Raw genomic sequence first — 25,756 nt, forward strand, 5'->3', positions numbered from 1 at the left:
TTCGCTCAGCCCGTCAAACCCTGACGCCAAACTGAACCGCCCCCGATCGCAGGATCGGGGGCGGCTTTTTTCGATGAGGAGATAGGGGACCGAGGGTCAGACGTCGACGGCGGCGTCCAGGGCGTTTTCCTGGATGAAGTCGCGGCGGGGTTCGACCACGTCGCCCATCAGCTTGGCGAACAGGTCGTTGGCGTCTTCCTCGTGCTCGACCGAGACCTGCAGCAGGGTGCGGGCGTTGGCGTCCAGAGTGGTTTCCCACAGCTGTTCCGGGTTCATTTCGCCCAGACCCTTGTAGCGCTGGATGGCCAGGCCCTTCTTGCCGGCGTCCAGCACGGCGTTCAGCAGGTCCAGCGGCCCGCGGATGGTGGTGGACTTGTCCTTGCGGCGATAGACGGCGGGGGCGGTGAAGACGCCGTCGAAGGCGGCGGCGCGCTCGGCCAGACGGCGGGCGTCCAGCGACCGGATCAGGGTCTCTTCCAGGACGATGGTCTCCTGGACCGCGCGACGGGTGCGGGTGAAGATCACGGCGCCCTGCTCGCCCGGCGCGCCGGTCCAGTCGCCGTCGCCCTCTTCGGCGTAGAGGTTCAGGCGGACGGCGGCGGCCGCAGCCGCCTCGGCGGTGTCGGCGTTCTCGGTGAACAGACCGGCCAGGGCCGCCTGTTCGATGGCGAAGGCGGGGGCCCGCTGGCTGAGGCGGTCGACCCCGGCCTTGAAAGCCTTGGCCTCGCGCACCAGGGCCTGCAGGTCCAGCCCCAGGCGACGTTCGCCGGTGGACAGGTCCAGCTCGGCCTCGGACGAGCCTTCCTCGATCAGATAGGCGTCCATCTCGGCCTGATCCTTCAGATAGCGCGACTGCTTGCCCTTGGAGACCTTATAGAGGGGCGGCTGGGCGATGTAGACGTGGCCGCGCGTGATCAGCTCGGGCATCTGCCGATAGAAGAAGGTCAGCAGCAGGGTGCGGATGTGGGCGCCGTCGACGTCGGCGTCCGCCATCAGGATGATCTTGTGATAGCGCAGCTTGTCGGCGTTGAAGTCGTCGCGGCCGATGCCGGTGCCGAGCGCCAGGATCAGGGTGCCGATCAGGTCCGACGACAGCATCCGGTCGAACCGGGCGCGCTCGACGTTCAGGATCTTGCCGCGCAGGGGCAGGACGGCCTGGTTCTCGCGGTTGCGCGCCTGTTTGGCCGAGCCGCCGGCGCTGTCGCCCTCGACGATGAACAGTTCGGATTTGGCCGGGTCGCGTTCCTGGCAGTCGGCCAGCTTGCCGGGCAGGGAGCTGATTTCCAGCGCCGACTTGCGGCGGGTCAGGTCGCGGGCCTTGCGCGCCGCTTCGCGGGCGGAGGCGGCCTCGATGATCTTGGCGACGATCATCTTGGCCTCGACCGGATGTTCCTCGAACCAGGTGGACAAACCTTCCGAGCACAGGGCCTCAACGGCCGGCCGCACCTCTGAGGAGACCAGCTTGTCCTTGGTCTGGCTGGAGAATTTGGGGTCCGGCACCTTGACCGACAGGACACAGGTCAGGCCCTCGCGGGCGTCCTCGCCCGTCGGGGCGACCTTTTCCTTCTTCGCCAGGCCCGAGCTTTCGATATAGCCGCCCATGACGCGGGTCAGGCTGGCGCGGAAGGCCGACAGGTGGGTGCCCCCATCCCGCTGGGGGATGTTGTTGGTGAAGCACAGCATGGTCTCGTGGTAGCTGTCGTTCCACCACAGGGCGAGATCGAGCTCGATCCCCTCCTTCTTGCCGCGAATGACGATGACGTCCTTCAGCAGGGGCTGTTTCGACTTGTCCAGGTGGCGCACGAAGGCCTCGACCCCGCCCTCATAGTGCAGGGTGACGTCGATCGGCTCGGCGTGGCGCATGTCGGCCAGGCGAATGACCACGCCCGAGTTCAGGAAGGCCAGTTCCCTCAGGCGGTGCTCCAGCGTCTTGAAGTCGAAGTCGATGTGGCTGAAGGTCGTGATCGAGGGGAAGAAGGTCACCTCGGTGCCGCTCAGGGGCTGACCGGCCTTGTCGCCCGTGGTGCGGATCGGCGCCGTGCCGGTGACTTCCAGCGACTTGACCGTGTCGCCGCGCTCGAACCGCATCTGGTGCTGCTTGCCGTCGCGATAGATCTTCAGTTCCAGCCAGTCGGACAGGGCGTTGACCACCGACACGCCCACGCCGTGCAGGCCGCCGGAGACCTTGTAGGAGTTCTGGTCGAACTTACCCCCGGCGTGCAGCTGGGTCATGATGACTTCGGCCGCCGAGACGCCTTCCTCGGCGTGGATGTCGGTCGGGATGCCCCGGCCGTTGTCGGTCACCGTCACCGAGCCGTCGGCGTTCAGAATGACCTGGACCAGGTCGGCGTGACCGGCCAGGGCCTCGTCGATGGCGTTGTCCACCACCTCATAGACCATGTGGTGCAGGCCCGAGCCGTCGTCCGTATCGCCGATATACATGCCGGGGCGCTTGCGCACCGCGTCCAGGCCTTTGAGAACCTTGATGGAATCGGCGCCGTATTCGGGCTGTTCAGCAATCGGATCGGTCATGAAATCGGTCGTTGAGACGCCCGGACGGCGGGCTTCGAAGCAAGGTACGAACGACGCGAATCCCAGCGCCGTCCGAAGCTGGTAAGATATAGGAAATTCGGCAGGAATTGCGAGCGAAACGGACGGTTGGCGCAGGGTTTGTGCGTCGGTCCGCCGGCGATCGTAAAAGGGCTTGGCGCGCCGATCTGGGCTAGGGCCAATCGACTTTGGGCCTGCCGCCGTCCTGCCGGGCGGCGCGCAGCCGCCGACCCAGGAGAGGCGCCTCGGGCGTTGAAGACTCTATTCCATTGAGTGTCGGTCTTCCTTCCCGCGTCAGCGGAAGGGAAAACGTCTGGCGGCGGAACGCCGATTGAGGGCGGGTTCATCACAACGGGGCACGACGAGGTCACGGCGAACACGGCGGGTTCCGATGGCGTCGTGACCGCTGTGAATCCGCCGTGATCGCTGTGATGAACCCGGTCGCCGCATCAAGGCCCTCTGACGCGGGAAGAGCGGCCTGACCGCAGTGAGCTGAATGTCGATTGAACCTTCGGAAACGCCGTCTCAGCCAAGGCCGCCGCGAGGTCGCGCTGCGCGTGAAGGATGCGCCAGACCAAGACCTGCTCGGCGCGCGGCCTCGATACGGTCGATGCGTTTGCGGAAGTAGTCGGCGTCCACGATCTCTCCAGGCCCGGAGTCCCGGCCTTCGATCAGCATGTCGCGGACGCGCTTCTTCTCCTGCTCCAGCTTCAACAGAGCCAGGACGTAGTCGCTGTCTGCCTCCAGTCCCTGATCAGCCACCTGGGCGTCGATGAAGGCCTTCAGCGAGTCCGGCAGGGAGAGGGTCAGGGTGGCCATGGGCTTCAGAATAACCGAACCCCAGGGCTTAAACTAGTCGCGCTCCAGCGCCCCGCCGGCGACGCGGACGAACTGGGCGCGGCCGTCCAGACCGGCGAAAAGGCCGCGTTCGGTGCCGGTCATGAAGGCCTGCAGATCCAGGGCTGTGATCTCGTCGAACAGGGCGGCGCGGCGGGCCTCGTCCAGGTGGGCGGGGGCCTCGTCCAGCAGCAGGACGGGGCGGGCCGACTGGTGCGCCAGGCGGCTGATCTGGGCAAGGATCAGGTTCAGGACCAGGGCCTTCTGTTCGCCGGACGAGCCCTCGGCGGCGGGGCGGTTCTTTTCGCGATGAAGCGCGGTCAGGTCGGTGCGGTGCGGCCCGAACAGGGAGCGGCCGGCGGCGCCGTCGCGGGCGCGGGCGCGGGCCAGGCCGTCGCGGATGGCGGCGGCGATTTCGTCTTCTTCGGCGCCGGCTTCGGCCATCTGCTCGGCGGGGCCGTCCAGGCCCAGGTCGGCCTGGGGGAAGGGACGGTCGCTGCGGGCGTCGATGGCGGCCTGGAGCGCCTGCAGGGCGGCGACCCGGGCCAGGGCCGCGCGCGCGCCGGCCTCGCCCAGCCGAGCCTCCAGGGCGTCCAGCCAGACGGGGTCGGCCTCGCGTCCATCCTGTGCGTCGTTCAGAAGTCGCAGCCGTTCGCGAAGGGCCTTCTCATAGGCGGAGACGGCGGCGGCGTGATCGGGATCGGCGGCGAAGACCAGACGGTCGAAGAATTTCAGCCGCTCGGCCCGGGCGTCGGAGAACAGCCGGTCCTGCTCGGGCGTGGCCCAGACCGGGCGCAGATAGTCCAGCAACCGCCCCGGCTGCGCCGTCTCGCCGTCGATGCGGACGATGCGCCGCGCCGCGCCCGCCGTCTGGACGCCGGTGCCCAGCCGCGTCTCGTCGTCCAGTTCGACCATGACGGCCCAGGCGCGGCCCACCGCCTCGCCGGGCTCACGCCGCCCCATCTCGGCGGCGGTCGCGCCCCGCAGCCCCTTGCCGGGGGTCAGCAGGCTTATCGCCTCCAACAGATTGGTTTTGCCCGCCCCGTTTGGGCCGTGAAGCACCACCGGGCCGGAGGCGAGCTCCAGCCGTGCGCCCGCATAGGAGCGGAAGTCGGTGAGGGTTAAAGCCTGTATCAAATCTGTCCGCTCAGCCGGAGCCGTATCGACGAAGCCATTCGTCGAACGTATCGCGAAGATCGCGCACGGAACCTTGCCATCCCATGCCTAGCGACGCATCCATGTCGAGCGATGGCTTTTGCCAACTTTCGACAGCGGTTACGCCGGGCCGATAGCGCCAGCCGACATGCTCGCGATTGTTGTTGGAGTCTTGAGCGATTCCGAAGGCCTCGACGTCTTTCCAACGGATGAATCGGACCCCTGCTTCATCCCTGATGGTGAAGCCTGACGGGGCCAACACAATAGTCGGCTTTAGAATGAAGCGTCGCGTCAGAAGATGGCCCACATAGCCGAACCAGAGCGCCATTGCGGTATACACCAAGGCGACCAGCCAGAACGACCAGTTGCTTGCCAAACTCGTCCACACCGTCAGCGCCTGATCGCTCCGAGCCGCCAGCGCCGTGATCCAGATTGGCAAGGCGAACAGCGCGAAGAAGCAGCACCAAATCCCTATTAGAGGGCCGACCGCCTTTCGTGTGTCTGCGCGCACTGTCAAAGTTGACGGAAGGTTTGATCCATCCCGACTAATGTGGGGGGACGCCAAGCCTCGCTCTTCCGGTGAAACAGAGGTGTCGGAATGGCGCGATCTCCAAGCCTCCAGTGCGATGCAGATGGCGTCAGGCCCGCCTTGCCAGCCTCGACCGAAATCGCCGTCCATCGTCGTCGCGGCGGAACTTTTCACGCGCGGCTTGCCATGAGCATCGCCGCGATAGTCCCATCCGACCACGCCTTCTTGGCCCAGTACAGGTGTATCGACACGAAACGTGTTCACCTGTTCCCAATGAAGGAAATGCTTCCGGCCGTTGATCCGAAAGCCAAGGCCGCGATCAGTAGGGACGATGTAATCCCCCCAGCACAGCGATCGTATCGCTTCGCCGCATAGCGCAAGCAAAACCAAACCAGGTGCAAAGATTATGAAGGCGTCGAAAACAGAACCTGTCAGAGAGCGAGTGAGCTCTTCGATGCCTTCAAGGCTGCAAAGCCAAACAAAAGCGCCGACGTAGGCACCCAAGCCCAAGAATGAGATCACGAGTGGGGTCCAAACTCTCCATCTCGTTTTTCTGATCACTGTTCCGCCATGCTCATGGCTGTCAGACACGCAGCGGCATCAGCACATATTGCACGCCCGGATCGCCCGGATCGAGCACCAGGGTGGGCGAGGCCGGGTCGGCGAAGCGGAAGGCGGCGTTTTCGCCGGTGATCTGGCCGGCGACGTCCAGCAGATAGCGGGCGTTGAAGCCGATCTCGAACGGTTCGTCGGAATAGCCGATCTCGACCTCTTCCTCGGCCTGGCCGGCCTCCATGTTGCGGACGGTCAGCTTCACCCGGTCGTTGTCGAAGGCCAGTTTCACCGACCGGCTCTTTTCGGCCGAGATGGTGGCCACGCGGTCGACGGCCTTGGCGAACAGGGCGTTGTCGATGTCGGCCTGTTTGTCGTTGCCGCGCGGAATGACGCGCAGATAGTCCGGGAAGGCGCCGTCGATGACCTTGGAGGTCAGGCTGGCCTCGCCCAGCTGGAAGCGGATCTTCTGGGCCGAGACGGTGATCTCGACCGGGCCGCCGGCGTCGTCCAGCAGGCGGCGGACCTGATCCACCGTCTTGCGCGGCACGATGACGCCGGGGCCGCCGGCCGCGCCGTCGGGCGCCGGGGTCTCGGCCAGGGCCAGGCGGTGGCCGTCGGTGGCGACGGCGCGCAGCAGGGGCACGCCGGCCTCTGCGACCGTATGCAGATACAGGCCGTTCAGATAGTAGCGCGTCTCTTCGGTCGAGACCGCGAACCGCGTCTTGTCGATCAGGCGCGCCAGGTCTTCCTTGGGCATGACATAGGCGGCGCCGGCGCTGTCGGTCGACATGACCGGGAAATCGCCGGCCGGCAGGACCGGCAGGTTGAAGCGCGACCGACCGGCCGAAACCACCAGGCGGGGATCGTCGCCCGAATAGGTCAGGGAGACCTCGGCGCCTTCCGGCAGCTTGCGCACGATCTCGTACAGGGTGTGGGCGGGGGCGGTGATCTGCCCCTCGACATTCACCGTCGCCTCGGCCTCGTCCACCATCTCCATGTCCAGATCGGTGGCGGCGAAGGCCAGACGGTCACGGCCCGCGCTGAGCAGGACGTTGGACAGGATCGGAATGGTGTTTCGACGTTCGACCACGCTCTGCACATGGCCCAGGGCCCTAAGGAGCGCGGATCGTTCGATGGTCAGTTGCATATCGTCTCGCCCGGATGCGGCGACTCAGGCTGGAGCGCCACGATAAAGGGCCTTGGACACTAGCGGATTGGGCGCAAGGAGCAAGGAAGCGGCGCGTGGTTAGTTGGCGAGTGACGAGGGATATTGGGGGCAAATCGGCGGGATGAGACGTTTTCTATTCGCTCGCCCTTCGCCGCCGACCGCTCGCCGCTCGAAATCAGCCCCGCAGCTTGCGGGTCAGGGCCTCGACGTCGCGGGCGATCTGGTCGTCCTGGGCCATCAGCTCCTCGATCTTGCGCACGCCGTGCAGGACGGTGGTGTGGTCGCGTCCGCCGAAGCGACGGCCGATGTCGGGGTAGGAGCGGGTGGTGTGCTGCTTGCACAGATACATGGCCATCTGACGGGGACGGGCCACCGAACGGGTGCGGCGCTCGCTGAGCAGGTCGGCCTGTTTCAGGTTGAAATGGTCGGCGACCGTCTTCTGGATCTCATCGACCGTGATGCGGCGCTCCGGTCCGCCGCGCAGGGCGGCGCCCAGCAGGGTCGAGGCCTCGTCCACCGAGAGGGACGAAAGACGCGATCCGGCCGCGGCGGCCAGGGTGTTCACGGCGCCTTCCAGTTCGCGCATCGAACCGGGGGTGCGATCCACCAGCTGGGCCAGCACCTCGGGCGCGGCCTCCCCCTGGACCACGCCCAGGGCCGACAGGGCCTTCAGGCGGTTTTGGGCCACGGCGATCTTCAGCGCCCGGTCGCCCGCCTCGACCGGGCAGGTCAGGCCGGCGGACAGATGGCTGCGCAGGCGCGGTTCGACTTCGGTCAGGGTCATGGGCGCGCGGTCGGCCGAGAAGACGATCCGTTTCCCGTCCTCGATCAGGGCGGTCAGGGTCGACAGCAGCTCCTCCTGGGTGCTCGCCTTGCCGCCCACGAACTGGACGTCGTCCAGCAGCAGCATGTCGGCCGAGCGCAGGCTTTCCTTGAAGGCGGCGGTCGAACGGTCCTGCATCGCCTTGACGAAGGTCGACAGGAAGCGTTCGGCGGTCAGATAGACCACCTTGGCCTCGGGCCGCAGGCGTTGGGCCTCCCAGGCGATGGCGTTCAGCAGGTGGGTCTTGCCGTAGCCGTAGGGGCCGCAGAAGAAGACGGGGTTGAAGTGGCCGTCGGCCCAGCTGGCCACCTGTTTGGCGATGGCCAGGGCGAAGGCGTTGCCCTGACCCTCCACGAAGCTGTCGAAGGTCAGACGCTCCTGCAGGCCTGCGGCGCGCACGGCCCGGGCGCCGTCGGCGACGGGGGCGACGGTGGGCTGGGCCAGGGCCGCCAGACGGGGAGTGGCGTCCACCACATTGCCGCCGATCACCGCCGAGGCCGGGGGCGCCGAGCCCACTTCGGCGCGGCAGCGGACGTCCAGCCGGCGGTTCAGCCGGTCCAGGCCCAGCCACAGCTCGTTCATACGCCGCAGGGCGTTCTTGCGAACCCAGTCGCGGGCGTAGGCGGTGGGGGTGACCAGGATCAGCTGACCGGCGGAATCCATCCGCACGGCCGAGGGGGCGATATAGGACGAGAAGGGGCCGTCGCCGATTTCGGCCCTCAGGCGCAACGAGGCCTCGTTCCAGATGCGGTTCGGATCCGTCATGTTCGATCCGTCCACGCCGTTCGCCGCCGCCATCGCACCCCCAACCATCGCTCCGCCACCCAATCCAAAAAGCCAATCCGATCGTCTGCACTTCAGGGCGATGGTTCAGGGACGACTTCTCCAGCCCCGAAAAGCGATGCTTTTCGGGCGGGGCCGAACTCCTGGACAGACATCTCCCGCCAACGCGAAACTATCGTCCCGCGCCGTCTTCATCCGTGTTGGGATGGAAGTGCGTTAGAGCCCAAAACTTACGCGGCGCGCCGGTCGGGTCAACGCTGATTCGTTGGTTGATTCGCAGTTAAATTGTTTGACTCCGTCAAACGCTAATCCTGCTTGGGAAATTCGTCCGACCGACGCGCCGGACTCCGTATTCGTGCGTAAAGAGAGTTAACCGGGGAACGCAAAACGGCGAAGGAGCATCTGCTCCTTCGCCGTTGAAAACGCGAACAAATGGCATAACGGAACGACGACAGCCCTTCCGTATGCTGGAAAACCCTTAACGGGTCAGGCGGCCGAAAGCTTCTTCAGCTGGGCGGCCAGACGCGACACCTTGCGCGACCCGGTGTTCTTGTGAACGACGCCCTTGGAGACGGCGCGCATCAGTTCGGACTGGGCCTCGATGAAGGCGGCCTTGGCCACCGCAGCGTCGCCGCCGGCCAGGGCTTCCTGGAACTTGCGCAGATAGGTGCGGACGCGCGAACGGCGCGCCTTGTTCACTTCGGTCCGCGCTTCGATCTTGCGGATCGCCTTGCGGGCGCCGGGGTTGTTGGCCATGTCAAACCTTCGAACGGAAAACGCCGCGGAGCACACGTCCACGGCGCGGAAATCTCAAGAGGGCGGGCCTATAGCCGAAAGGCCGTAGGCGGTCAACGCAGAGTCTGATTTTACGGGCTTAAGGATAAACGCCCACTGGGGCGCTAAAGCTTGTTCAACCAAATGCAGGCCATTTTCCGATCAAATCGGAAACCGCATGCCCAGATCAACGCCTATCGCCGTCCTCCTGCTCGTCCTCGCCAGTCTTTTAGGGGCCGGTGACGCCGGCGCCAGCCAGACGAGAGGGCGGTCGCCGCTGGAATTGGCCCAGGCGGTCGAACGGCGCGCCGCCGCCGCCAGCTTTCAGGATCTGGAGCGTTTCGGTCAGGACGCCCTGAGCCGCAATGATCGTGAAGGCCTGCAACGGCTCTACCATGTCGTCTGGACCTTCATGAACCAGGGCGAGTTCAAGACGGCGCAGCTGTGGAACGACCGCCTGGCTGCGGCCGCGCGCCACCAGAGGGACGGGCGCTATATCCGCATCGCCGATTTGAACCGGCTGGCGCTTCGCTATGACGGGGGCGACCGCGCCGCCGCCGCAGAGATGCGCGAACACGCCGCCATGGAGCCGGACTGGTTCGCCCGGATTCATGCGATCCGGCTGTGGGCCGTGGCGCTGATGGATCAGGATGAGATCGGCCAGGGGTTGAAGGCGCTGGCGGACGCCCACGCCCTGATCCCGGACGAGGCGCCCTATGCCCGGGCGGCGCGGGCCAGCCTGTGGGAAATGACCGGAATCGGCCTGATGCAGTTGAACGACATCGACGGGGCCACCGCCGCCTTCGGCCATTTTGAGATCGACCTCGCCAATCCCGACTATCCTCGTCCGGATTTCGACGCCATCTACAATCTGGCCTATCTGTCGGCGCAGTTGGGCGACATTGATCGGGCGAAAAGCCTTTACGAGATTCACCACCGTCTGACGGTTCGGTCCGGTCTGCCCAACTTGGCGGTTTACGACGCGGCCCTGTGCGCTCAGACGTTCGAAGCGGCGAATGATCCTGGCGGGGTGCTTCAGTGTCTGGCGCCGTTGGGTGAAAATCTCGGGCAGGCGTCCTTCCTCGCCTCGCAACTCTTGCCGTCGCGGGCCGTCGCGCGGGCCCAGACTGGCCAGATCGAGGCGGCGCGCCGTGACCTTGTCCAAATCCGTCGTCGCGCAGCTGAAGAATCACAGCGAGAGGCCGCGTCCGAGATCGACCATGTGGAGGCTGAAATCCTGTTCGCCGAAGGGCGGGCCTCGGAAGCCTTCGTCAAGCTTCGCCGCCACATGCAGGAAGATCGGGTCGCCGACGCCCGTCGTTTCAGCGACGGCATTCGTCAGGTCACGGGCGACATGCAGCAACAGCTGACCGAGCGCCGCGCCCAGCTGGAGACGGCGCGATCAAACACCCATTTGCAGGGCGTGTTGCTGGCCATCTCCGTCATCTTCGTCCTCTCCGCCCTCGCCGCCGTGCTGTGGATGGCCAGCCAGGCCAAGGATCTGAAGGTCGCGCGTCGTCGCGCCGAAGAGGCCAGTCGCGCCAAGTCCGAGTTCCTGGCCAATATGAGCCATGAGATCCGAACCCCCTTGAACGGCGTGGTGGCGATGGCCGACGCCCTGACCCGCGCCCGGCTGGCGCCGCGCGAGCGCGAGATGGTCGAGGTGATCCGAAGCTCGGGCGTGACGCTGGAGCGGCTGCTGTCCGACATCCTCGACTCGGCCAAGATCGAGGCCGGACAGATCGCCTTGGAGCGTTCGGTCTTCGACCTGGGCGAGGCGGTGCGCGGCGTTGCCGCCCTTTATCGACCCTCCGCAGACCAGAAGGGCGTCGCCCTGCGCCTTGAGGTCGGACCGGCGGCCGAAGGGCCGGTCGAGGGCGATCTGGTGCGTCTGCGTCAGGTCCTTTCGAACCTGATCTCAAACGCCTTGAAGTTCACGGAGACGGGTTCGGTCACGGTGACGGCGTCCGCAGTCGACGCCGAGCGGATGCGCTTCACTGTCAAGGACACCGGTTGCGGTTTCGACGAGGAGCAGAAAGCCCGTATCTTCGGCCGGTTTCAGCAGGCGGACGGCTCGATCACCCGCCGGTTTGGCGGCACCGGCCTGGGTCTGTCCATCTCGCGCGATCTGGTCGAGTTGATGGGCGGGGGGCTGGAGTGCCGCAGCCGTCCGGGCGAGGGGGCCGAGTTCTGGTTCGAACTGCCCCTGGCGCGCGTCAAGGCGTCGGCGTCAGCGCCTGCGGAGACGGCGAGGAGCGACGACTTCCCCTTCCCCGCGCGCGTTCTGCTGGCTGACGACCATCCGGCGAACCGCAAGGTCATCGAGATCATGCTGGCCGAGACGCCGGCCGAACTGGTCGTGGTCGAGGACGGGCGTCAGGCGCTGGAGGCCGTCCGGCGCGAGCCCTTCGACCTGGTGTTGATGGACATGCAGATGCCGGTGATGGACGGCCTGACCGCCACCGCCGCCATCCGCGCCCTGGAACGCCAGGACAACCGAAAACGCACCCCCATCATCATGCTGACGGCCAACGCCATGCCGGAACATGTGGAGGCGGGGCGGGCGGCGGGAGCCGACGGCCATCTGTCCAAGCCGATCACCTTCGCCGGCCTTATCGACGGTCTCTCGGCGGTCATGGGTTCGGCCGAACGGTCGCACGCGCCGGCCGCGGCCTGACGGTCAGCGGCGGAAGTCGGCGGGCTTCAGGCCGTGCCGCTGCAGCTTGTCATAGAGGGTCTTGCGCGGAATCCGCATCTCTTCCAGCACGGCGACGATGTCGCCCCGGTGGGTCTCCAGGGCGTCGCGCAGCAGTTCGCCCTCGAACCGGTGCAGACGGTCGGGCAGGCTGAGATCCGACGTCGCCTCGGCGCGACCGTCCTCCAGGCCCAGAACCACCCTTTCGGCGAAATGGGCCAGTTCGCGGATATTGCCGGGCCAGGCCTCCTCCAGCAGACGACGGCGCACCCCGTCGTCAACCTCCGGCGCATCCAGCCCCTGACGGTCGGCCGCCCGGCGCAGGAAGTGGGCGAACAGCAACGGAATGTCTTCGCGCCGTTCGCGTAACGGCGGCACGCGCAGCCGCACGACGTTCAGGCGATAGAAGAGGTCTTCGCGAAAGACGCCGCGTCGCGCCGCCTCGCCCAGGTCGATCTTGGCCGAGGCCAGGATGCGCAGGTCCAGCACCCGCGGCTCATTGGCGCCGATCGGGTGAATCTCGCGTTCTTCCAGCACCCGCAGCATCTTGACCTGGACCGCCAGCGGCATGCTCTCGACCTCGTCGAGGAACAGCGAGCCGTTGTGGGCCCGCTCCACATGGCCCACGCGCCGCCGCATGGCGCCGGCGAAGGCGCCAAGCTCATGGCCGAACAGCTCGCTCTCGATCAGCCCGTCGGGCAGGGCGCCGCAGTTGACGGCGACGAAGGGGCCGACACGGCGGCGTCCGCCGTTGTGCAGGGCGCGCGCCACCGCCTCCTTGCCGACGCCGGTCTCGCCCTCGATCAGCACGTCCATCTTCGCATCGGCGATCTGGGCGATGGTGACGCGCAGCGCCGTGATGGCGGGAGAGGCGCCGGCGAGGGGCAGCTCATGGCCCCCATCGGCGGCCGCCAGGGCGGTCAGCCGCCGATTGTCCAGCACCAGGCTGCGCTTCTCCAGCGCCCGGTTCAGGCTGTCGCGCAGCCGTTCGAACGGAAAGGGCTTGGCGACGAAGTCATAGGCCCCGCTCTGCATGGCGGCGACCGCATCGGCGATGTCGCCGTGGCCGGTGATCATGATCACGGGAAGCGCAGGGTCCAGGGCCTGAATCCGCGCCAGCAACTGGCGGCCGTCCAGGCCCGGCATGCGAAGGTCGGTCACGACCGCCCCGTCGAAATCGGCGGCGACGGCCTTCAGGGCCGGCTCGGCGGCGGCGAAGGCGCGCACCTCATAGCCCTCCAGCGTCATGCGCTCGACCAGGGCCTGGCGGAAATCGCCGTCGTCTTCGATCAGCATGACGGCGCGGGAGGCGGCGCTCTGCATCAGGCGGGCCTCAGGGCGGCGACGAAGGTCGCGCCCCTGTCGCTGGGCGCCAGGTCCAGCTCGCCGCCGAAGCTGGCGATGATGTCACGGCAGATGACCAGGCCCAGCCCCAGTCCGTTGGAGCGGGTGGTGACAAAGGGGGTGAACAGCTGTCGGGCCACTTCGGGCGCCAGCCCGGGGCCGTTGTCGGCGATGATCAGGCGCACCCGTTCGCCCCGGCGCTCGACCGTCAGGACCAACTGGGGGTCCGCCTGCCCTTCCATGGCCTCGGCGGCGTTCTTGATCAGATTGACGATCACCTGTTCCAGCCGGAACTGGTCGGCGTGGACCTTGATCTCGCCCGATCCGATCCGCTCCAGCCGAATCCCGCCTTCCTCCAATCGGCCGCGGGTCAGCTGCAGTCCGCCCTGGATGGCGTCCTCCAGCCGGATTTCATCGATGTTCGGGGCGGCCTTGCGCGAGAACAGGCGCAGGTCCTGAGTGATGGCGCCGATCCGGCGGGTCAGGTCGCCGATCCGCCGCAGGGCGTCCAGAGCCTTGTCGGTCTCGCGACGCTCCACCAGGGTCACGGCCGTGTCGGCATAGGTCCAGATGGCGGCTACGGGCTGGTTGATCTCGTGGGCCACCCCGGCCACGATCTGGCCCAGGGCCGCCAGCTTGCTGGCCTGCACCAGTTCATCCCGCAACAGCTCCCGTGCGGCCTCGGCCCGGCGACGCTCTTCGATCTGGCGGTTGAGCGCCTGATTGGCTTCGTGCAGTTCGTGGGTCCGTTCGCGGATGCGACGTTCCAGCTCCAGCCGGCCCTCCTCTTCGGCCCGGGCGCGAAGGACAGCCAGCCGGCGACGGCGCAGCAGCACCCCCACGATGAGGGCCAGCAGGCTGACGGTAAGAACCGCCAGGCCGCGCGCGGTCGCCACGGCGGTTCCGACGGCGCCGCGCTCGGGCGTCAGAAGATGCAGGGTCCACCCCGGCGTGGCCGTGTCCGTCTGCGCATGCATCCAGGTCTGGGGCCGCGCCTCGCCGACGGCGGCGCGCACCAGCCGGGGCCGATCGCCGGAGGGCGTCTGGAAGGGCAGGGGGGCCAGGGCGCCGGGACGCAGGGTCAGATCGGTCAGGCTGAGCCTTCGCCGTGCTTCGTCCATCGGACCGGTGGCGCGAAAGCGCCATTCCGGCACGCTGGCGACCAGGACCACGCCGCCAGGGTCGGCGACCCAGGCCGGCTCGCCCGAGCTACGCCATTGCGCCTCCAGGGCGTCGAACTCCACCTTCAGCACCACCACGCCCAGGGGGCGGCCGTCGGCGGCGTCCAGCCGGCGCGACAGATAAAGGCCGGGGCGGCCGCTGCGTGTGCCCAGGGCGTAGAACTCGCCCTGACCGTTGCGCATGGCGTTGATGAAATAGGGCCGAAAATCATAACGGACGCCGACGAAACTCGTGGGGGCGCGCCAGTTGCTGGACGCCAGCGTCAGCCCCTGCGCGTCCAAAACATAGATGACGGCGGCGCGGGTCTGACCCGCCAGTCGCTCCAGCTTGCGATCGACCGCCTTGGCCGCCTGGTCGGCGGGCCGCGCGAGCAACGCCGCCACATCCGGGTCTTCGGCCAGGACGACGGGGATGGCGCGCTGTTTCTCCAGCTCGCTGCGTAGAACGGCCGCATGGAGGGCGGCGCCTGTCGTCGCCTGGCGCGCCAATTCCTGGGTCGCGTCGCGCCGCGCCGCCTCCCCCGCCAGGCCCGCGAAGACAAGGCCCGCCGTCAGCCAGCCCAGGCTGAGCAGGGTCCATGGCCGCCAAATGAAACTCGACGATCTTTCGATAAATTCTCGGACCGCAGAGAGGCTCATTCGCTATTGTGCGATATTTCGCACAATAGCGCGAGTCCGGCGTGCGACACGCCGCACGGCAAATGGCCCTGCGAGAGGCGCTTTCCGAAAATAACGTGTTTTTACAGATCTCTATATCAAACGTCGATCGCGTTTGGACCTGGTTCCAGCGTGCGGGACAGTCGTCTCGGCGCCTCGACGACAGCAGCGGGGGCCGTCGAGGAAACCGCGGGTCCGTCCCGCCACCACAGGAGACCCCCGTGATCGCTCTCCCTTCCGCCGCCCAGCCGACCGCCCCTCGGCCCTTCTATCGGCATCTCTATTTTCAGGTTCTGACCGCGATCGTCGCCGGGGCCCTTATCGGCCATTTCTGGCCCAGCTTCGGGGAAAGCCTCAAGCCGCTGGGCGACGCCTTCATCAAACTGGTGAAGATGATCATCGCCCCGGTCATCTTCCTGACCATCGTCACCGGCATTGCGGGCATGAGCGACATCGGCCGGGTGGGGCGCGTGGCGGCCAAGGCCTTCGCCTACTTCCTGACCTTCTCGACCCTGGCCCTGATCGTCGGCCTGATCATCGCCAACGTCGTCCAGCCGGGCCACGGTCTGAACATTGATCCCGCCAGCCTGGACGCCGGCGCCGTCGCCAAATATTCGGAACAGGCGCATGAGACGACCGTCACCGGCTTCCTGATGGGGATCATCCCGGACACCTTCGCCAGCGCCTTCTCCGAGGGCAACATCCTGCAGGTCCTGTTCGTCTCGGTCCTGTTCGGCCTGGCCCTGGCCATGGTGGGCGATGTCGGCAAGCCGGTTCTGAACTTCCTGGAATCGGTCAGCCACGCCTTCTTCAAACTGGTGGCCATCCTGATGAAGGCCGCGCCGATCGGGGCCTTCGGGGCCTTCGCCTTCACCATCGGCAAGTACGGCATCGGTTCGATCGCCAATCTGGCCGCCCTGGTCGCCACCTTCTACATCACCGCCGTCATCTTCGTGGTCGGCGTCCTGGGCCTGGTCGCCTGGGCGAACGGCTTCAACATTCTGAAGCTGATCCGCTATCTGAAGGAAGAACTGCTGCTGGTCCTGGGCACCTCCTCGTCGGAAGCCGCCCTGCCGTCGCTGCTGAACAAGATGGAGCGGGCCGGCGCCTCCAAGTCGGTCGTCGGCCTGGTCGTGCCGACCGGCTATTCGTTCAATCTGGACGGCACCAACATCTATATGACGATGGCGGCCCTGTTCATCGCCCAGGCCCTGAACATCCAACTGTCGCTGGAACAGCAGATCCTGCTGCTGGCGGTGGCCATGCTGTCGTCCAAGGGCGCAGCCGGCATCACCGGCGCCGGCTTCATCACCCTGGCGGCGACCCTGTCGGTCGTGCCGACCGTCCCGGTCGCGGGCATGGCCCTGATCTTGGGCATCGACCGCTTCATGAGCGAATGCCGCGCCCTGACCAACTTCATCGGCAATGCGGTGGCCACCATCGTCGTCGCCCGGTGGGAGGGCGAACTGGACCGGAATGCGCTGGCTGCGGCCTTGAACGGCCCGGCCCAGCCGATCGCCGCCCAACCCGATCCCGCCGCAGGCCCCGGCGACAAGGATCTGGTCACCGCCGACTGACGGCCTTGGGCGCCGTCGCTGCCGGCTTTTCCGCCCCCGCAACGACGGCGCCCAGCACCCGCTGAAAAAACCGCCACGGTTTACGCAGTTCTGCGTATCGCGGTTCAGCCGTTCCTTAACACACTAAGTTTACAGGGGTTCTCATGAAACGCCTCCGCACCCTCGCGGCGGGCGTCGGCCTCGCCGCGCTCGCCACCTCCGCCTTCGCCCAGTCGCCTTCGACGGACGAAATCTCCGCCCTGCGCGCCCAGGTCCAGGCGCTCTCGGCCCGTCTCGAACAGTTGGAAGATCAGGCCGCCGCCCAGCAGGCTCCTGCGGCCGCCGGCGCCCCCGCCCCGGCCGCCGCACGTCCTGTGATCCAGACCGCCGCCGCCCCGGCGCCGGTCTCCACCACCGACTGGTCCAGCGGCCTGCCCGAGATGCGCAGCCCCGACGGCGCCTTCACCTTCAAGCCGCGCATCCGCGTCACCGCCGACCTGTCCAACACCTTCGGCTCGGACTACGACAGCCGCAACCTGACCACCACCGAACTGCGCGGGCTGCGTCTGGGCGCCCAGGGCAAGATCGCCGGCGGCTTCAGCTATTGGATCGAAGGCGACATCGCCGACAACGCCGTCAGCGTCGCCAACGCCTTCATGGCCTACAGCACCAAATGGGGCGGCCGGGATCTCGAAATTTCCATGGGCCAGCGGCTGAACGACCGCGGCGTCGAGGGCGGCACGGCCGAGGACATGACCCCCTTCCTCGAGCGCAGCCTGATGGTCTCCACCATCGGCCCGGAACGGGGCGCCTATGGGGTCGGCGTCTCGTCCAAGCTGACCGGCAGCGTCTGGCACGCCTCTCTGTCCGTGACGGGCGATGCGATCAGCAGCGGCGCGACCAATGACTCGGTCACTGTCATGGCCCGCACCCACTGGGCGCCGTTCAAGACGGACGCCGGCCATCTGCACCTCGGCGGCTGGGGCTTCGTCGAAGATCTGACGCCGAACGCCTCGGTGGCGTCGCGCAGCCTGGTCGTCTCGTCGCGCGGCAACGACAATCTGCGACTCCAAGGCGGCGTCTACGCTGATCCCAAGGGCAGCAAGGGCCTGGGTCTCGAACTGGGCGGGGTCCAGGGGTCGGGCTGGCTGATGGCCGAGGGCGGTCGGCGGGTGCTGGAAACGGCGGCGCGCGACTATGATCAGGACGCCTACAGCGTCTCGGCCGGCTTCTTCCTGACCGGCGAAAAGCCGCCGCTGTCGGCCAAGACGGGCACCTGGGCGCGTCCCAAGGTGCTGAATCCGCTCGGCGCCGACGGCTACGGCGCCGTCGAAATCGTGGGGCGGTACGATCAGGCCGACTACAGCGACATCGCCACGGGCGGCGAGGGCGACAGCTGGCTGTTGGGCGTCAACTGGTACCCGACCAACAATACGCGCGTCTCGGCCCACTGGAGCGCCTGGTCGGTCGACAACCGCACCGGAACCTTCCTGGGCGACGACAGCGGCAATACCGCCACGGTCCGCGTCCAGACGGCTTTTTAAGGTTTGCTCAGCTAGACAACATAGCCCGGAGCGGTCCGCCGCTCCGGGCTTTCCCCGCCCCACCAGCTCTCCGGGACAGTCCGATGAACCTGAAGAATATTCCGATGCAGCGGAAACTGGCGATCGCCTTCGCCCTTCTGCTGACGGTCGCCGCCGCCATGATCGGTGCGGTCTTCTTTCAGCTGTCGGAGATGCGGACTGCTGCGCGGCTGAACGCCGAAAGCAAGGCGATCATCGAACATACCCATGTCGCGGAAAAGGGCGTCATCCGCCTCAACTCGCAGATGCGGGGCGTGCTGCTGACGGGCAACGAAGACTATCTGGGGGTTTATCGAAAGGGGTGGGAGCAGTTCGAAGAGTCGAGCGCCGCCCTGGCCGCCGCCGATCTGACGCCCGAAGAAGCCGCCCTGGTGCAGAAGGCTCGCGCCGACGCCGCCGCCTGGCGGACCGAGTTCGGCACGCCCCTGACCGAGGCTGCGCTTGATCCCGCGCGCATCGATGCGGCGCGGCGGGTCCTGGTGGATTCCGGCGATCGCGTCCGGGTGACCCACATCACCAAAGCCATCAGCGATCTGCGTGACATGGAGATCGAGCGGATGAATCTGCGCGACGCCCAGCAGTCGTCCGCCATCACCGCCTCCTTCATCGCCCTGGCCGTCGGCGGCCTGATCCTGATCGTCGCCGCCGTCTTCCTGGGCGTCCAGTTGTCAATCCTGATGGTCGCGCCGGTGCGGCGCATGACGGGCGCCATGTCGATCATGGCCCAAGGCAAGCTGGACGTCGCCATTCCCGACACGGACCGCAAGGACGAGGTCGGCGCCATGGCCCAGGCCATGCAGGTGTTTCGCGATAACGGCCTGCGCGCCAAGACGCTGGAACAGGAAGCCGACACCCTGCGCAATGACTCCGAGGCCGAGCGCCGCCGCCGCGAGGCCGCCGCCGCCCAGGAGGCGGCTGAAAACGCCGTCGTCATCGAAAACCTGGGCAAGGGGTTGCACGCCCTTGCCGAAGGCGACCTCGTTTACCGCATCAATGCGCCCTTCCCGCCGCGCAGCGAGGTTCTGAAAACGGACTTCAACCGCTCGATCGCCCGTCTGGAAGAGACGGTCACCGGCGTTCTGGGCTCGGTCCACGGCATCGACAGCGGCGCAGGTGAAATCAGCCAGGCCTCTGACGACCTGTCGCGTCGCACCGAACAACAGGCCGCCAGCCTGGAGGAGACCGCCGCCGCCCTGGACGAGATCACCGTCACGGTCCGCAAGACGGCCGACGGCGCCAGCCAGGCCGCCGTCGTCACGAGCGGCGCCCGCCAGAGCGCGGAAGCGTCAGGCGCCGTCGTGATGAACGCTGTCGAAGCCATGCAGAAGATCGAAGACGGCTCGCGTCAGATCAGCCAGATCGTCGGCGTCATCGACGAGATCGCCTTCCAGACCAATCTTCTGGCTCTGAACGCCGGGGTCGAGGCGGCGCGGGCGGGCGAGAGCGGTCGCGGCTTTGCGGTCGTCGCCTCGGAAGTCCGGGCCCTGGCTCAGCGTTCGGCCGAGGCCGCCAAGGAGATCAAGACCCTGATCAACAGCTCCGGCGCCGAGGTCGAGAACGGCGTGCGCCTGGTCAGCGAGGCCGGCTCGGCCCTCCAGGCCATCGCCGCCCAGGTCAACGACATCAGCGCCCTGGTGGTCGAGATCGCCGCCTCGGCCAAGGAGCAGGCGACGGGCCTGCAAGAAATCAATGTGGCCGTGAATCAGATGGATCAGGTCACTCAGCAAAACGCCGCCATGGTCGAACAGGCCACGGCCGCCAGCGCCGCCCTGCGCCAGGAGACCGCCGAACTGTCGGCCCAGGTCGCCTTCTTCCAGGTGTCGGCGGCGGGCAAGACGCCGGGGGCCAAACCCGCCTCAGCGCCCGTCGCGACGGCTAGGCCCCGCACGGCCCCGCAGAAGACGCTCAAGGTCGCCAACGGCGGCGTGATTTCTACCGACGCTGCATCCGACGGTTGGGAAGAGTTCTAACCTCAGCGGGCGGCGGCGACGTCGCCCAAACACCCTTCAACGCGGCTGAGACCCTTCTCCGTCGCAGGAAAATCAAGGGTGTTGAGTCTTTGACACGCTTTCAAAAGCGTCATGATATTCGCCGCTTTCCGGCCATGATTTTCGCGTCCCAAGAGTGCCGACCTCCTCGTCACGGACCGATGTTTCATGACCTCCGCCGCGCTTCTTCTGCTTGCCCTGACGCCCGCCGCCGCTGACGTTCAGCAGACCCAGCCGGAGGCCCCTGCGGTGGTCCTGCCCGATGTCGAGGTGACGGCGACCAAGCGCGGCGTGGCCCTGGGCGGGCAGGAGCCGATCGTCTCCTATGACGCGACCCAGATTCAGGCCTTCGGCGCCACCAACATCGGCGAACTGGTCACCCTGCTGGAGGCCCAGACCCGCAGCGCGCGGGGCGGTTCGCCCGTCTTTCTGGTCAATGGCCGGCGCATCTCGGGCTTTCGCGAAATCCGCGGCATTCCGCCTGAGGCCATAGAGCGGTTCGAGGTCCTGCCTGAGGAGACGGCCCTCTCCTATGGCTACAGCGCCAACCAGCGGGTCGTGAACATCGTGCTGAAGGCCGATTTCCGCTCCCTGACCGCCTCGGTCAACGTCAGTCGGCCCGAGCAGGGCGGACGCACCACCACGGCCAGCGAAAACAATCTGCTGAAGATCGCCGGCGCCGATCGCTGGTCGATGGACATCAACGGTTCGACCAGCAACCCCCTGTATGAGGACGAGCGCGACATCGACCGGTCGGGGACGACGCGGCAAGACTCCGTCGCCGACAGGGATCTGAACGCCTATCGCACCCTGCTGCCGCGTTCGGCCGAGGCCTCGGTGGCGGGAACCTACAAGCACGATCTGAACGACAAGGTCGGCATGACCCTGAGCGGCAGTCTGACGGACAGCGCCAGCCGCAGCTATCTGGGCCTGCCGGGCGTCAGCCTGACCCTGCCGGACGGCAATCCCTGGTCGCCGGGGGGCGATGCGACGACCCTTTATCGCTATCTGGACCTGCCCCAGGCCCTGACCCGCCAGACCAATACGCGCAGCGCCGAACTGGGCGCCGTGTTCGACGGCTATCTGGGCGACTGGCGCTGGACCGCGACCGGTGAATACAGCCGCACCCGGACCGACACCGTCACCGGCCGAGGGGTCGAGGACGACGACCTCCTGGCCCGGATCGCCGCCGGCGACACGACGGTGAACCCCTATGGCGATCTCACCGGCGCGGTCGGGCCGGTGCGCCGCGACACCGCCCAGTCGATCTCCCAATCGCTGGAGGGCGAGGTTGTGCTGAACGGCACGGCCTGGGAGCTTCCGGCCGGCGGGATCACCACCACCTTCAAGTTCGGCGGAGAGCATCAGGCGCTGGACTCCGAAAGCGTCCGGTCAGGCGTGGCCACGGACCGCTCCCAGTCGCGCGACCTGGGCAGCGTCCAGGCGAACTTCGACCTGCCGATCGCCAGCGTGGATCGCGGCGTCCTGGCGGGCATCGGCGACCTGTCGGCCAATATGAACCTGGCCTATCAGGAGCTGTCGGACTTCGGCGGGGTCTCCAGCATCGGCGGCGGCCTGAACTGGTCGCCGGTCGAGCGGCTGTCCCTGTCGGCCAACTATTCGGACGAGGGCAAGGCTCCCACGGTGCAGCAGCTGAACGATCCCACGATCGCCACGCCCAACACCCCTGTCTTCGACTATGCGACCAACCAGACCGTCGAAATCACTCAGATCAGCGGCGGCGATCCCAATCTGAAGGCCGAGGATCGGCGCATCCTGAAGCTGGGCGTGAACTGGCAGCCCCTGTCAGCGACCGATCTGCGGCTGAACCTGGCCTATACGCGCACCGAGATCGACAATGAGATCGCCAGCTTCCCCGCCATCACCCCGGACCTGGAGGCGGCCCTGCCGGAGCGGTTCGTCCGTAACGCCGACGGCGACCTGGTCTCGATCGACGCCCGGCCGCTGAACTTCGCCAAACGCGATCAGCAGGACGTCCAGTGGGGCTTCAACTTCTCGCGGCCCTTCGGCAAGGCCAATCCCGCGCTTGCTGGCCAGCGGGGGGCTGGGGGCGGGCCGGGCGGCCCCGGCCCTGGCGGAAGCGTGATCCGGATGGGCGGCGGACCCGGCGGACCCGGCGGGCCCGGCGGTCCGGGTGGCGGCCGTCTGCGCGGCTCGCGCGGGCCGGGCATGCAGCCGGGCCAGGGCATGTTCAACCTGTCGCTGACCCACACCTGGCGGGTGCAGGACGAGGTCGTGATCCGCGACGGCCTGGCGCCCCTGGACCTGCTGGGCGGCGACTCCATCTCCGGCTCGGGCGGCCAGTCGCGCCATGAGGTCCAGCTTCAGACCGGCGTGTTCAAGAACGGCTACGGCGCCTTCGTCAACGCCAACTGGCGCTCGGGCACCACGGTGAACGGCGACGGCCCCGGCGCGACCGACCTGGACTTTTCGGACCGCACGACGGTCAATCTGTTCGCCTTCGCCGACCTGACCCAACGCACGGGACTGGTGGAGCGTTTCCCCTTCCTGAAGGGGGCCCGCGTCGGCGTTGGGGTTCAGAACCTGTTCGACGACCGCATCTCGGTGACCAGCAGCGACGGCTCGACCCCGGTCAACTATCAGCGCGACTATCTGGACCCCCAGGGTCGGGTCTTCCGCATCAATCTGCGCAAGATCCTGTTCTGACGGCGGGCTTAAGGCCAGACCAGGGCCAGGGCCGTCAGGATCACGACGACGGCGCCGGCCAAGGGGAAGAACAGACGATCGGACATGGGCGAACCCTATCCATCCGACGATCGGCGGACAAGGCGGTCGGTTTCGCACCTGCGTCAAAACCTTGACCGGCTCATGACGGCGGCTTACCCGGACAGACTGTTTGCAAAGGACCGTCGAATGCCGCGCCTGATCCTGCTCCGCCATGGCCAGAGCCAGTGGAACCTCGAGAACCGCTTCACAGGCTGGGTGGACGTCGATCTGACGGCGGAAGGCGAGGCCCAGGCCCGTCGGGGCGGCGAACTGATCGCCCAGGCCGGGTTCAAGCCCGCCGTCATGTTCACCTCGGTGCTGAAACGCGCCAAACGCACCGGCGCCCTGGCCCTGCAATCGGCCGGGCTGACCGACGTGCCGGTGATCGAGGACTGGCGGCTGAACGAGCGTCACTACGGCGGCCTGACCGGGCTGAACAAGGCCGAGACGGCCGAGAAGCACGGCGAGGATCAGGTCAAGATCTGGCGACGCAGCTATGACGTCCCGCCGCCGCCTCTGGCGCCGGGCGGCGAGTTCGATTTCAACGCCGACCCCCGCTACGCCGGCAAGGCCATCCCGGACACCGAAAGTCTGAAGACCACCCTGGACCGGGTGGAGCCCTATTGGGACGCCGAGATCGCGCCGCGTCTGAAGGCGGGCGAGGACGTGCTGATCGCCGCCCACGGCAACTCCCTGCGCGCCATCGTCAAACTGCTGTTCGCCGTGCCGGACGATCAGATCGTCGGGGTCGAAATCCCCACCGGCAATCCGCTGGAGATTCAGCTGGACGCCGCTTTGAAGCCGACCGCCGCGCGCTATCTGGACGCCGATCGCGCCGAAACCCTGCCGACCCTGCCATGAGCTGGAGCGACGCCGACCGCAGCTTCATGGCCCAGGCCATAGATCTGGCGACAGGCCGTATGGGTGAGACCTGGCCCAATCCGGCGGTCGGCTGCGTCATCGTCAAGGACGGGCGGGTCATCGCCCAGGCCGCGACCGCTCCCGGCGGCCGTCCCCACGCCGAGGAGCAGGCGGTCCCCGCCGCCGGACCCGACGTCGAGGGCGCGACGGTCTATGTCACCCTGGAGCCCTGCGGCGCGCGTTCTTCCGGCCGCAAATCGTGCGCCCACTTCCTGACCGAGGCCGGGGTGGCGCGCGTCGTCATCGCCTGTCTGGACCCGTCGCCCTTTGCGGCCGGCCGGGGCACCGAACGCCTGCGCGCCGAGGGGCTGACGGTCGAAACGGGCCTTATGTGCGAAGAGGGCGCGGCCCTGTGCGAGGGGTTTCTGCACCGGTTGGAAACCGGCCGCCCCCTGGTGCGGGTCAGCAAGGACGGCGCCGGTTTCGACGGCCGTTTCGTCGCCTCGCCCAAGGCCGACCTGGTCACCGAGCTGAAGCGGCTGGGGGAGGCGGGCTATACGCGCCTATGGACCTCGTCGGGAGAGCTGGCCGACGCCCTGCGTGATCAGGGCCTGCTGACCGAGTGACAAGCAACTGTCGCTAAAGGCTTTCTTAAATCAGCCGGGCCTAGGCTGATCGAATGCAGGCGGCTGAACCCATCGTGCGCAAGCGCCTGACCCAGGCGGAACTGGACGTGATCTGCGCCCGGCACGACCGCCTGTTCCAGGCCCGCCCCGGCGGCGCCCGCGCCGTCTTCGCCTGGATGGACATCTCGGGCCTCAGCCTGAGGGGCCGCAATCTGGCCGATGCGGATTTCGCCGCCGCCTGTCTGGAAAACTGCGACCTGACCGGCGCCAGGCTGGACAACGCCAACTTCTTCGGCGCGGACATGCAGGACGTCGTCCTGGCGGACGCCAGCCTGCGTCGGGCCGATCTGCGCGGCGCCTGTCTGCGCGGGGCCGACCTGTCGGGCGCGGACCTGTTCGAGGCCGATCTGCGCGAAGGCACCATCGCCGCCGCCGACGCCAAACTGGGGTTCAAGGTCATTGAACCGCGTCAGCGCCAGGAAAGCGAAATGATGGGCGCCTGTTTAGCCGGGGCCAATCTGCAGCGTTCGCGCATGTCGGGCGTCATCGCCATCAAGGCCGACTTCTCGGGCGCGGTGATGAAGGACTGCAAAATGGTCCGCGCCAATCTGAAACAGGCCGATTTTCGCGGCGCGGACTTGGCTGGGGCCGACCTGTCGGGCGCCGACCTGTCGGGGGCGGACATGCGCGACGCCATTCTGGTGGGCTGCAAGATGACGATGTGGCGCGCCGACGGCGCCAATATGGAAGGAACCCTGACCGACGACCGGTCCGCCGGCGCCTCGGTCGATCGCATGCCGGCGGCGGAAATGCTGCGCGAACACGCCCGCTGGTGCGAGACGGGCGGGACGGAGGGGCAGCCCTCGGTTTTCGACGGTGTCGATCTGCGCCCGCTGAAGTCGATCACCGGCCTGAACCTGACCGCTTTGTCGGCCAAGGGCGCGGTCTTCTACGGCCTGGACATGGAGGGGGTGCAGCTTCAGGGCGCCCATCTGGAGAACGCCGACCTGCGCTCGGCGCGACTCTACCGCGCCGATCTGCGCGGCGCGCGGCTGAAGAACGCCAAGATGAGCGGGGCGGATCTGCGCGGGGCGCAACTGGGGCCGCTGCTGATCGGGGCCGATCGGCTGCTGGCGGCGGACCTGACCGGCGCCAATCTGCGGGGCGCCGACCTGTCCGGCGCGGATCTGCGCCGTGCGGTGCTGACGAGCGCCGATCTGGGCCGCGCCGTCATGCACGGCGCCCAGACCCGCCAGATCGATCTGACGGGCGCCAATCTGGCGGGGGTGCGCGGCCTGACCCTGGAGGATCAGGCCGGCTGAGGTCTTAGAGCCTGATCCGTT

Annotated in this window: 17 protein-coding genes; 8 read left to right on the forward strand and 9 right to left on the reverse strand. The window is 67.3% G+C overall.

Annotated elements, in window-relative coordinates:
* Positions 1-96: 96 nt before the first annotated feature.
* The 7 genes from gyrB to rpsT all read right to left on the reverse strand — a co-directional run bounded on the left by gyrB (position 97) and on the right by rpsT (position 9,156).
* Complete coding sequence (gene gyrB, locus AC1RKE_RS05665; RefSeq protein WP_395941985.1) at positions 97-2,532, reverse strand: DNA topoisomerase (ATP-hydrolyzing) subunit B; 2,436 nt, start codon at positions 2,530-2,532, stop codon at positions 97-99.
* A gap of 543 nt (positions 2,533-3,075) precedes the next feature.
* Positions 3,076-3,369 carry a ribbon-helix-helix domain-containing protein gene (locus tag AC1RKE_RS05670; protein WP_287398034.1) on the reverse strand — a complete coding sequence of 98 codons (294 nt, stop codon included), beginning with the start codon at positions 3,367-3,369 and terminating at the stop codon, positions 3,076-3,078.
* A gap of 33 nt (positions 3,370-3,402) precedes the next feature.
* Positions 3,403-4,524: a DNA replication/repair protein RecF gene (gene recF / locus AC1RKE_RS05675; protein ID WP_348684744.1), complete on the reverse strand. Its 1,122-nt coding sequence runs from the start codon at positions 4,522-4,524 to the stop codon at positions 3,403-3,405.
* Between the two features lie 10 nt (positions 4,525-4,534).
* Positions 4,535-5,593 carry a hypothetical protein gene (locus AC1RKE_RS05680; RefSeq protein ID WP_348684743.1) on the reverse strand — a complete coding sequence of 353 codons (1,059 nt, stop codon included), beginning with the start codon at positions 5,591-5,593 and terminating at the stop codon, positions 4,535-4,537.
* A gap of 61 nt (positions 5,594-5,654) precedes the next feature.
* The gene (gene dnaN, locus AC1RKE_RS05685) at positions 5,655-6,773 is read right to left on the reverse strand and encodes a DNA polymerase III subunit beta (RefSeq protein WP_152948852.1); all 1,119 of its coding nucleotides are present in this window, start codon (positions 6,771-6,773) and stop codon (positions 5,655-5,657) included.
* Positions 6,774-6,969: 196 nt separating this feature from the next.
* Positions 6,970-8,382, reverse strand: a complete 1,413-nt coding sequence (gene dnaA / locus AC1RKE_RS05690) for a chromosomal replication initiator protein DnaA (RefSeq protein WP_395941986.1) — start codon at positions 8,380-8,382, stop codon at positions 6,970-6,972.
* Positions 8,383-8,886: 504 nt separating this feature from the next.
* On the reverse strand, positions 8,887-9,156 hold the full coding sequence (gene rpsT / locus AC1RKE_RS05695) for a 30S ribosomal protein S20 (protein ID WP_054766717.1): 270 nt from the start codon (positions 9,154-9,156) through the stop codon (positions 8,887-8,889).
* Positions 9,157-9,352: 196 nt separating this feature from the next.
* Between rpsT and AC1RKE_RS05700 the strand changes: the two genes are divergently transcribed.
* Positions 9,353-11,851: an ATP-binding protein gene (locus tag AC1RKE_RS05700; RefSeq protein WP_348684979.1), complete on the forward strand. Its 2,499-nt coding sequence runs from the start codon at positions 9,353-9,355 to the stop codon at positions 11,849-11,851.
* 3 nt (positions 11,852-11,854) lie between these two features.
* Here the strand turns inward: AC1RKE_RS05700 and AC1RKE_RS05705 are convergent, their stop codons facing one another.
* The gene (locus AC1RKE_RS05705; RefSeq protein ID WP_183215128.1) at positions 11,855-13,192 is read right to left on the reverse strand and encodes a sigma-54-dependent transcriptional regulator; all 1,338 of its coding nucleotides are present in this window, start codon (positions 13,190-13,192) and stop codon (positions 11,855-11,857) included.
* Positions 13,192-15,033 carry a sensor histidine kinase gene (locus AC1RKE_RS05710; protein ID WP_348684560.1) on the reverse strand — a complete coding sequence of 614 codons (1,842 nt, stop codon included), beginning with the start codon at positions 15,031-15,033 and terminating at the stop codon, positions 13,192-13,194. The genes AC1RKE_RS05705 and AC1RKE_RS05710 overlap by 1 nt, the downstream gene beginning before the upstream one ends.
* 239 nt (positions 15,034-15,272) lie before the next feature.
* Here AC1RKE_RS05710 and AC1RKE_RS05715 point away from each other — a divergent pair, with 239 nt between their 5' ends.
* From AC1RKE_RS05715 to AC1RKE_RS05745, 7 genes are all read left to right on the forward strand, one after another.
* Positions 15,273-16,628, forward strand: coding sequence for a dicarboxylate/amino acid:cation symporter (locus AC1RKE_RS05715; RefSeq protein ID WP_336970165.1), 1,356 nt, complete (start codon positions 15,273-15,275; stop codon positions 16,626-16,628).
* 143 nt (positions 16,629-16,771) lie between these two features.
* A complete protein-coding gene (locus AC1RKE_RS05720) occupies positions 16,772-18,151 on the forward strand; it encodes an OprO/OprP family phosphate-selective porin (protein ID WP_348684559.1) in 1,380 nt (459 codons plus the stop codon).
* An 83-nt stretch (positions 18,152-18,234) separates the two neighbouring features.
* The gene (locus tag AC1RKE_RS05725) at positions 18,235-20,160 is read left to right on the forward strand and encodes a methyl-accepting chemotaxis protein (protein ID WP_152950998.1); all 1,926 of its coding nucleotides are present in this window, start codon (positions 18,235-18,237) and stop codon (positions 20,158-20,160) included.
* Between the two features lie 186 nt (positions 20,161-20,346).
* Complete coding sequence (locus tag AC1RKE_RS05730; RefSeq protein WP_348684421.1) at positions 20,347-22,866, forward strand: TonB-dependent receptor plug domain-containing protein; 2,520 nt, start codon at positions 20,347-20,349, stop codon at positions 22,864-22,866.
* A 207-nt stretch (positions 22,867-23,073) separates the two neighbouring features.
* Positions 23,074-23,787: a 2,3-diphosphoglycerate-dependent phosphoglycerate mutase gene (gene gpmA, locus AC1RKE_RS05735; protein ID WP_333896420.1), complete on the forward strand. Its 714-nt coding sequence runs from the start codon at positions 23,074-23,076 to the stop codon at positions 23,785-23,787.
* A complete protein-coding gene (locus tag AC1RKE_RS05740; RefSeq protein WP_287396867.1) occupies positions 23,784-24,413 on the forward strand; it encodes a bifunctional diaminohydroxyphosphoribosylaminopyrimidine deaminase/5-amino-6-(5-phosphoribosylamino)uracil reductase RibD in 630 nt (209 codons plus the stop codon). Before gpmA ends, AC1RKE_RS05740 begins: the two co-directional genes overlap by 4 nt.
* Positions 24,414-24,466: 53 nt before the next feature.
* Entirely contained in the window at positions 24,467-25,735 is a 1,269-nt protein-coding gene (locus AC1RKE_RS05745) for a pentapeptide repeat-containing protein (RefSeq protein ID WP_054766708.1), read from the forward strand.
* Positions 25,736-25,756: the final 21 nt, after the last annotated feature.

It is taken from the genome of Brevundimonas sp. GW822-FHT03E11, from assembly GCF_058801445.1.

What these genes read in the sequence shown, in the direction of transcription:
- AC1RKE_RS05705 (WP_183215128.1), bottom strand. Translation starts at nt 13,192, where the DNA reads ATGCAGAGCGCCGCCTCCCGCGCCGTCATGCTGATCGAAGACGACGGC.
- dnaA (WP_395941986.1), bottom strand. Translation starts at nt 8,382, where the DNA reads ATGACGGATCCGAACCGCATCTGGAACGAGGCCTCGTTGCGCCTGAGG.
- dnaN (WP_152948852.1), bottom strand. Translation starts at nt 6,773, where the DNA reads ATGCAACTGACCATCGAACGATCCGCGCTCCTTAGGGCCCTGGGCCAT.
- rpsT (WP_054766717.1), bottom strand. Translation starts at nt 9,156, where the DNA reads ATGGCCAACAACCCCGGCGCCCGCAAGGCGATCCGCAAGATCGAAGCG.
- AC1RKE_RS05725 (WP_152950998.1), top strand. Translation starts at nt 18,235, where the DNA reads ATGAACCTGAAGAATATTCCGATGCAGCGGAAACTGGCGATCGCCTTC.
- AC1RKE_RS05700 (WP_348684979.1), top strand. Translation starts at nt 9,353, where the DNA reads ATGCCCAGATCAACGCCTATCGCCGTCCTCCTGCTCGTCCTCGCCAGT.
- AC1RKE_RS05740 (WP_287396867.1), top strand. Translation starts at nt 23,784, where the DNA reads ATGAGCTGGAGCGACGCCGACCGCAGCTTCATGGCCCAGGCCATAGAT.
- gyrB (WP_395941985.1), bottom strand. Translation starts at nt 2,532, where the DNA reads ATGACCGATCCGATTGCTGAACAGCCCGAATACGGCGCCGATTCCATC.
- AC1RKE_RS05720 (WP_348684559.1), top strand. Translation starts at nt 16,772, where the DNA reads ATGAAACGCCTCCGCACCCTCGCGGCGGGCGTCGGCCTCGCCGCGCTC.
- AC1RKE_RS05670 (WP_287398034.1), bottom strand. Translation starts at nt 3,369, where the DNA reads ATGGCCACCCTGACCCTCTCCCTGCCGGACTCGCTGAAGGCCTTCATC.
- AC1RKE_RS05745 (WP_054766708.1), top strand. Translation starts at nt 24,467, where the DNA reads ATGCAGGCGGCTGAACCCATCGTGCGCAAGCGCCTGACCCAGGCGGAA.
- AC1RKE_RS05710 (WP_348684560.1), bottom strand. Translation starts at nt 15,033, where the DNA reads ATGAGCCTCTCTGCGGTCCGAGAATTTATCGAAAGATCGTCGAGTTTC.
- gpmA (WP_333896420.1), top strand. Translation starts at nt 23,074, where the DNA reads ATGCCGCGCCTGATCCTGCTCCGCCATGGCCAGAGCCAGTGGAACCTC.
- AC1RKE_RS05730 (WP_348684421.1), top strand. Translation starts at nt 20,347, where the DNA reads ATGACCTCCGCCGCGCTTCTTCTGCTTGCCCTGACGCCCGCCGCCGCT.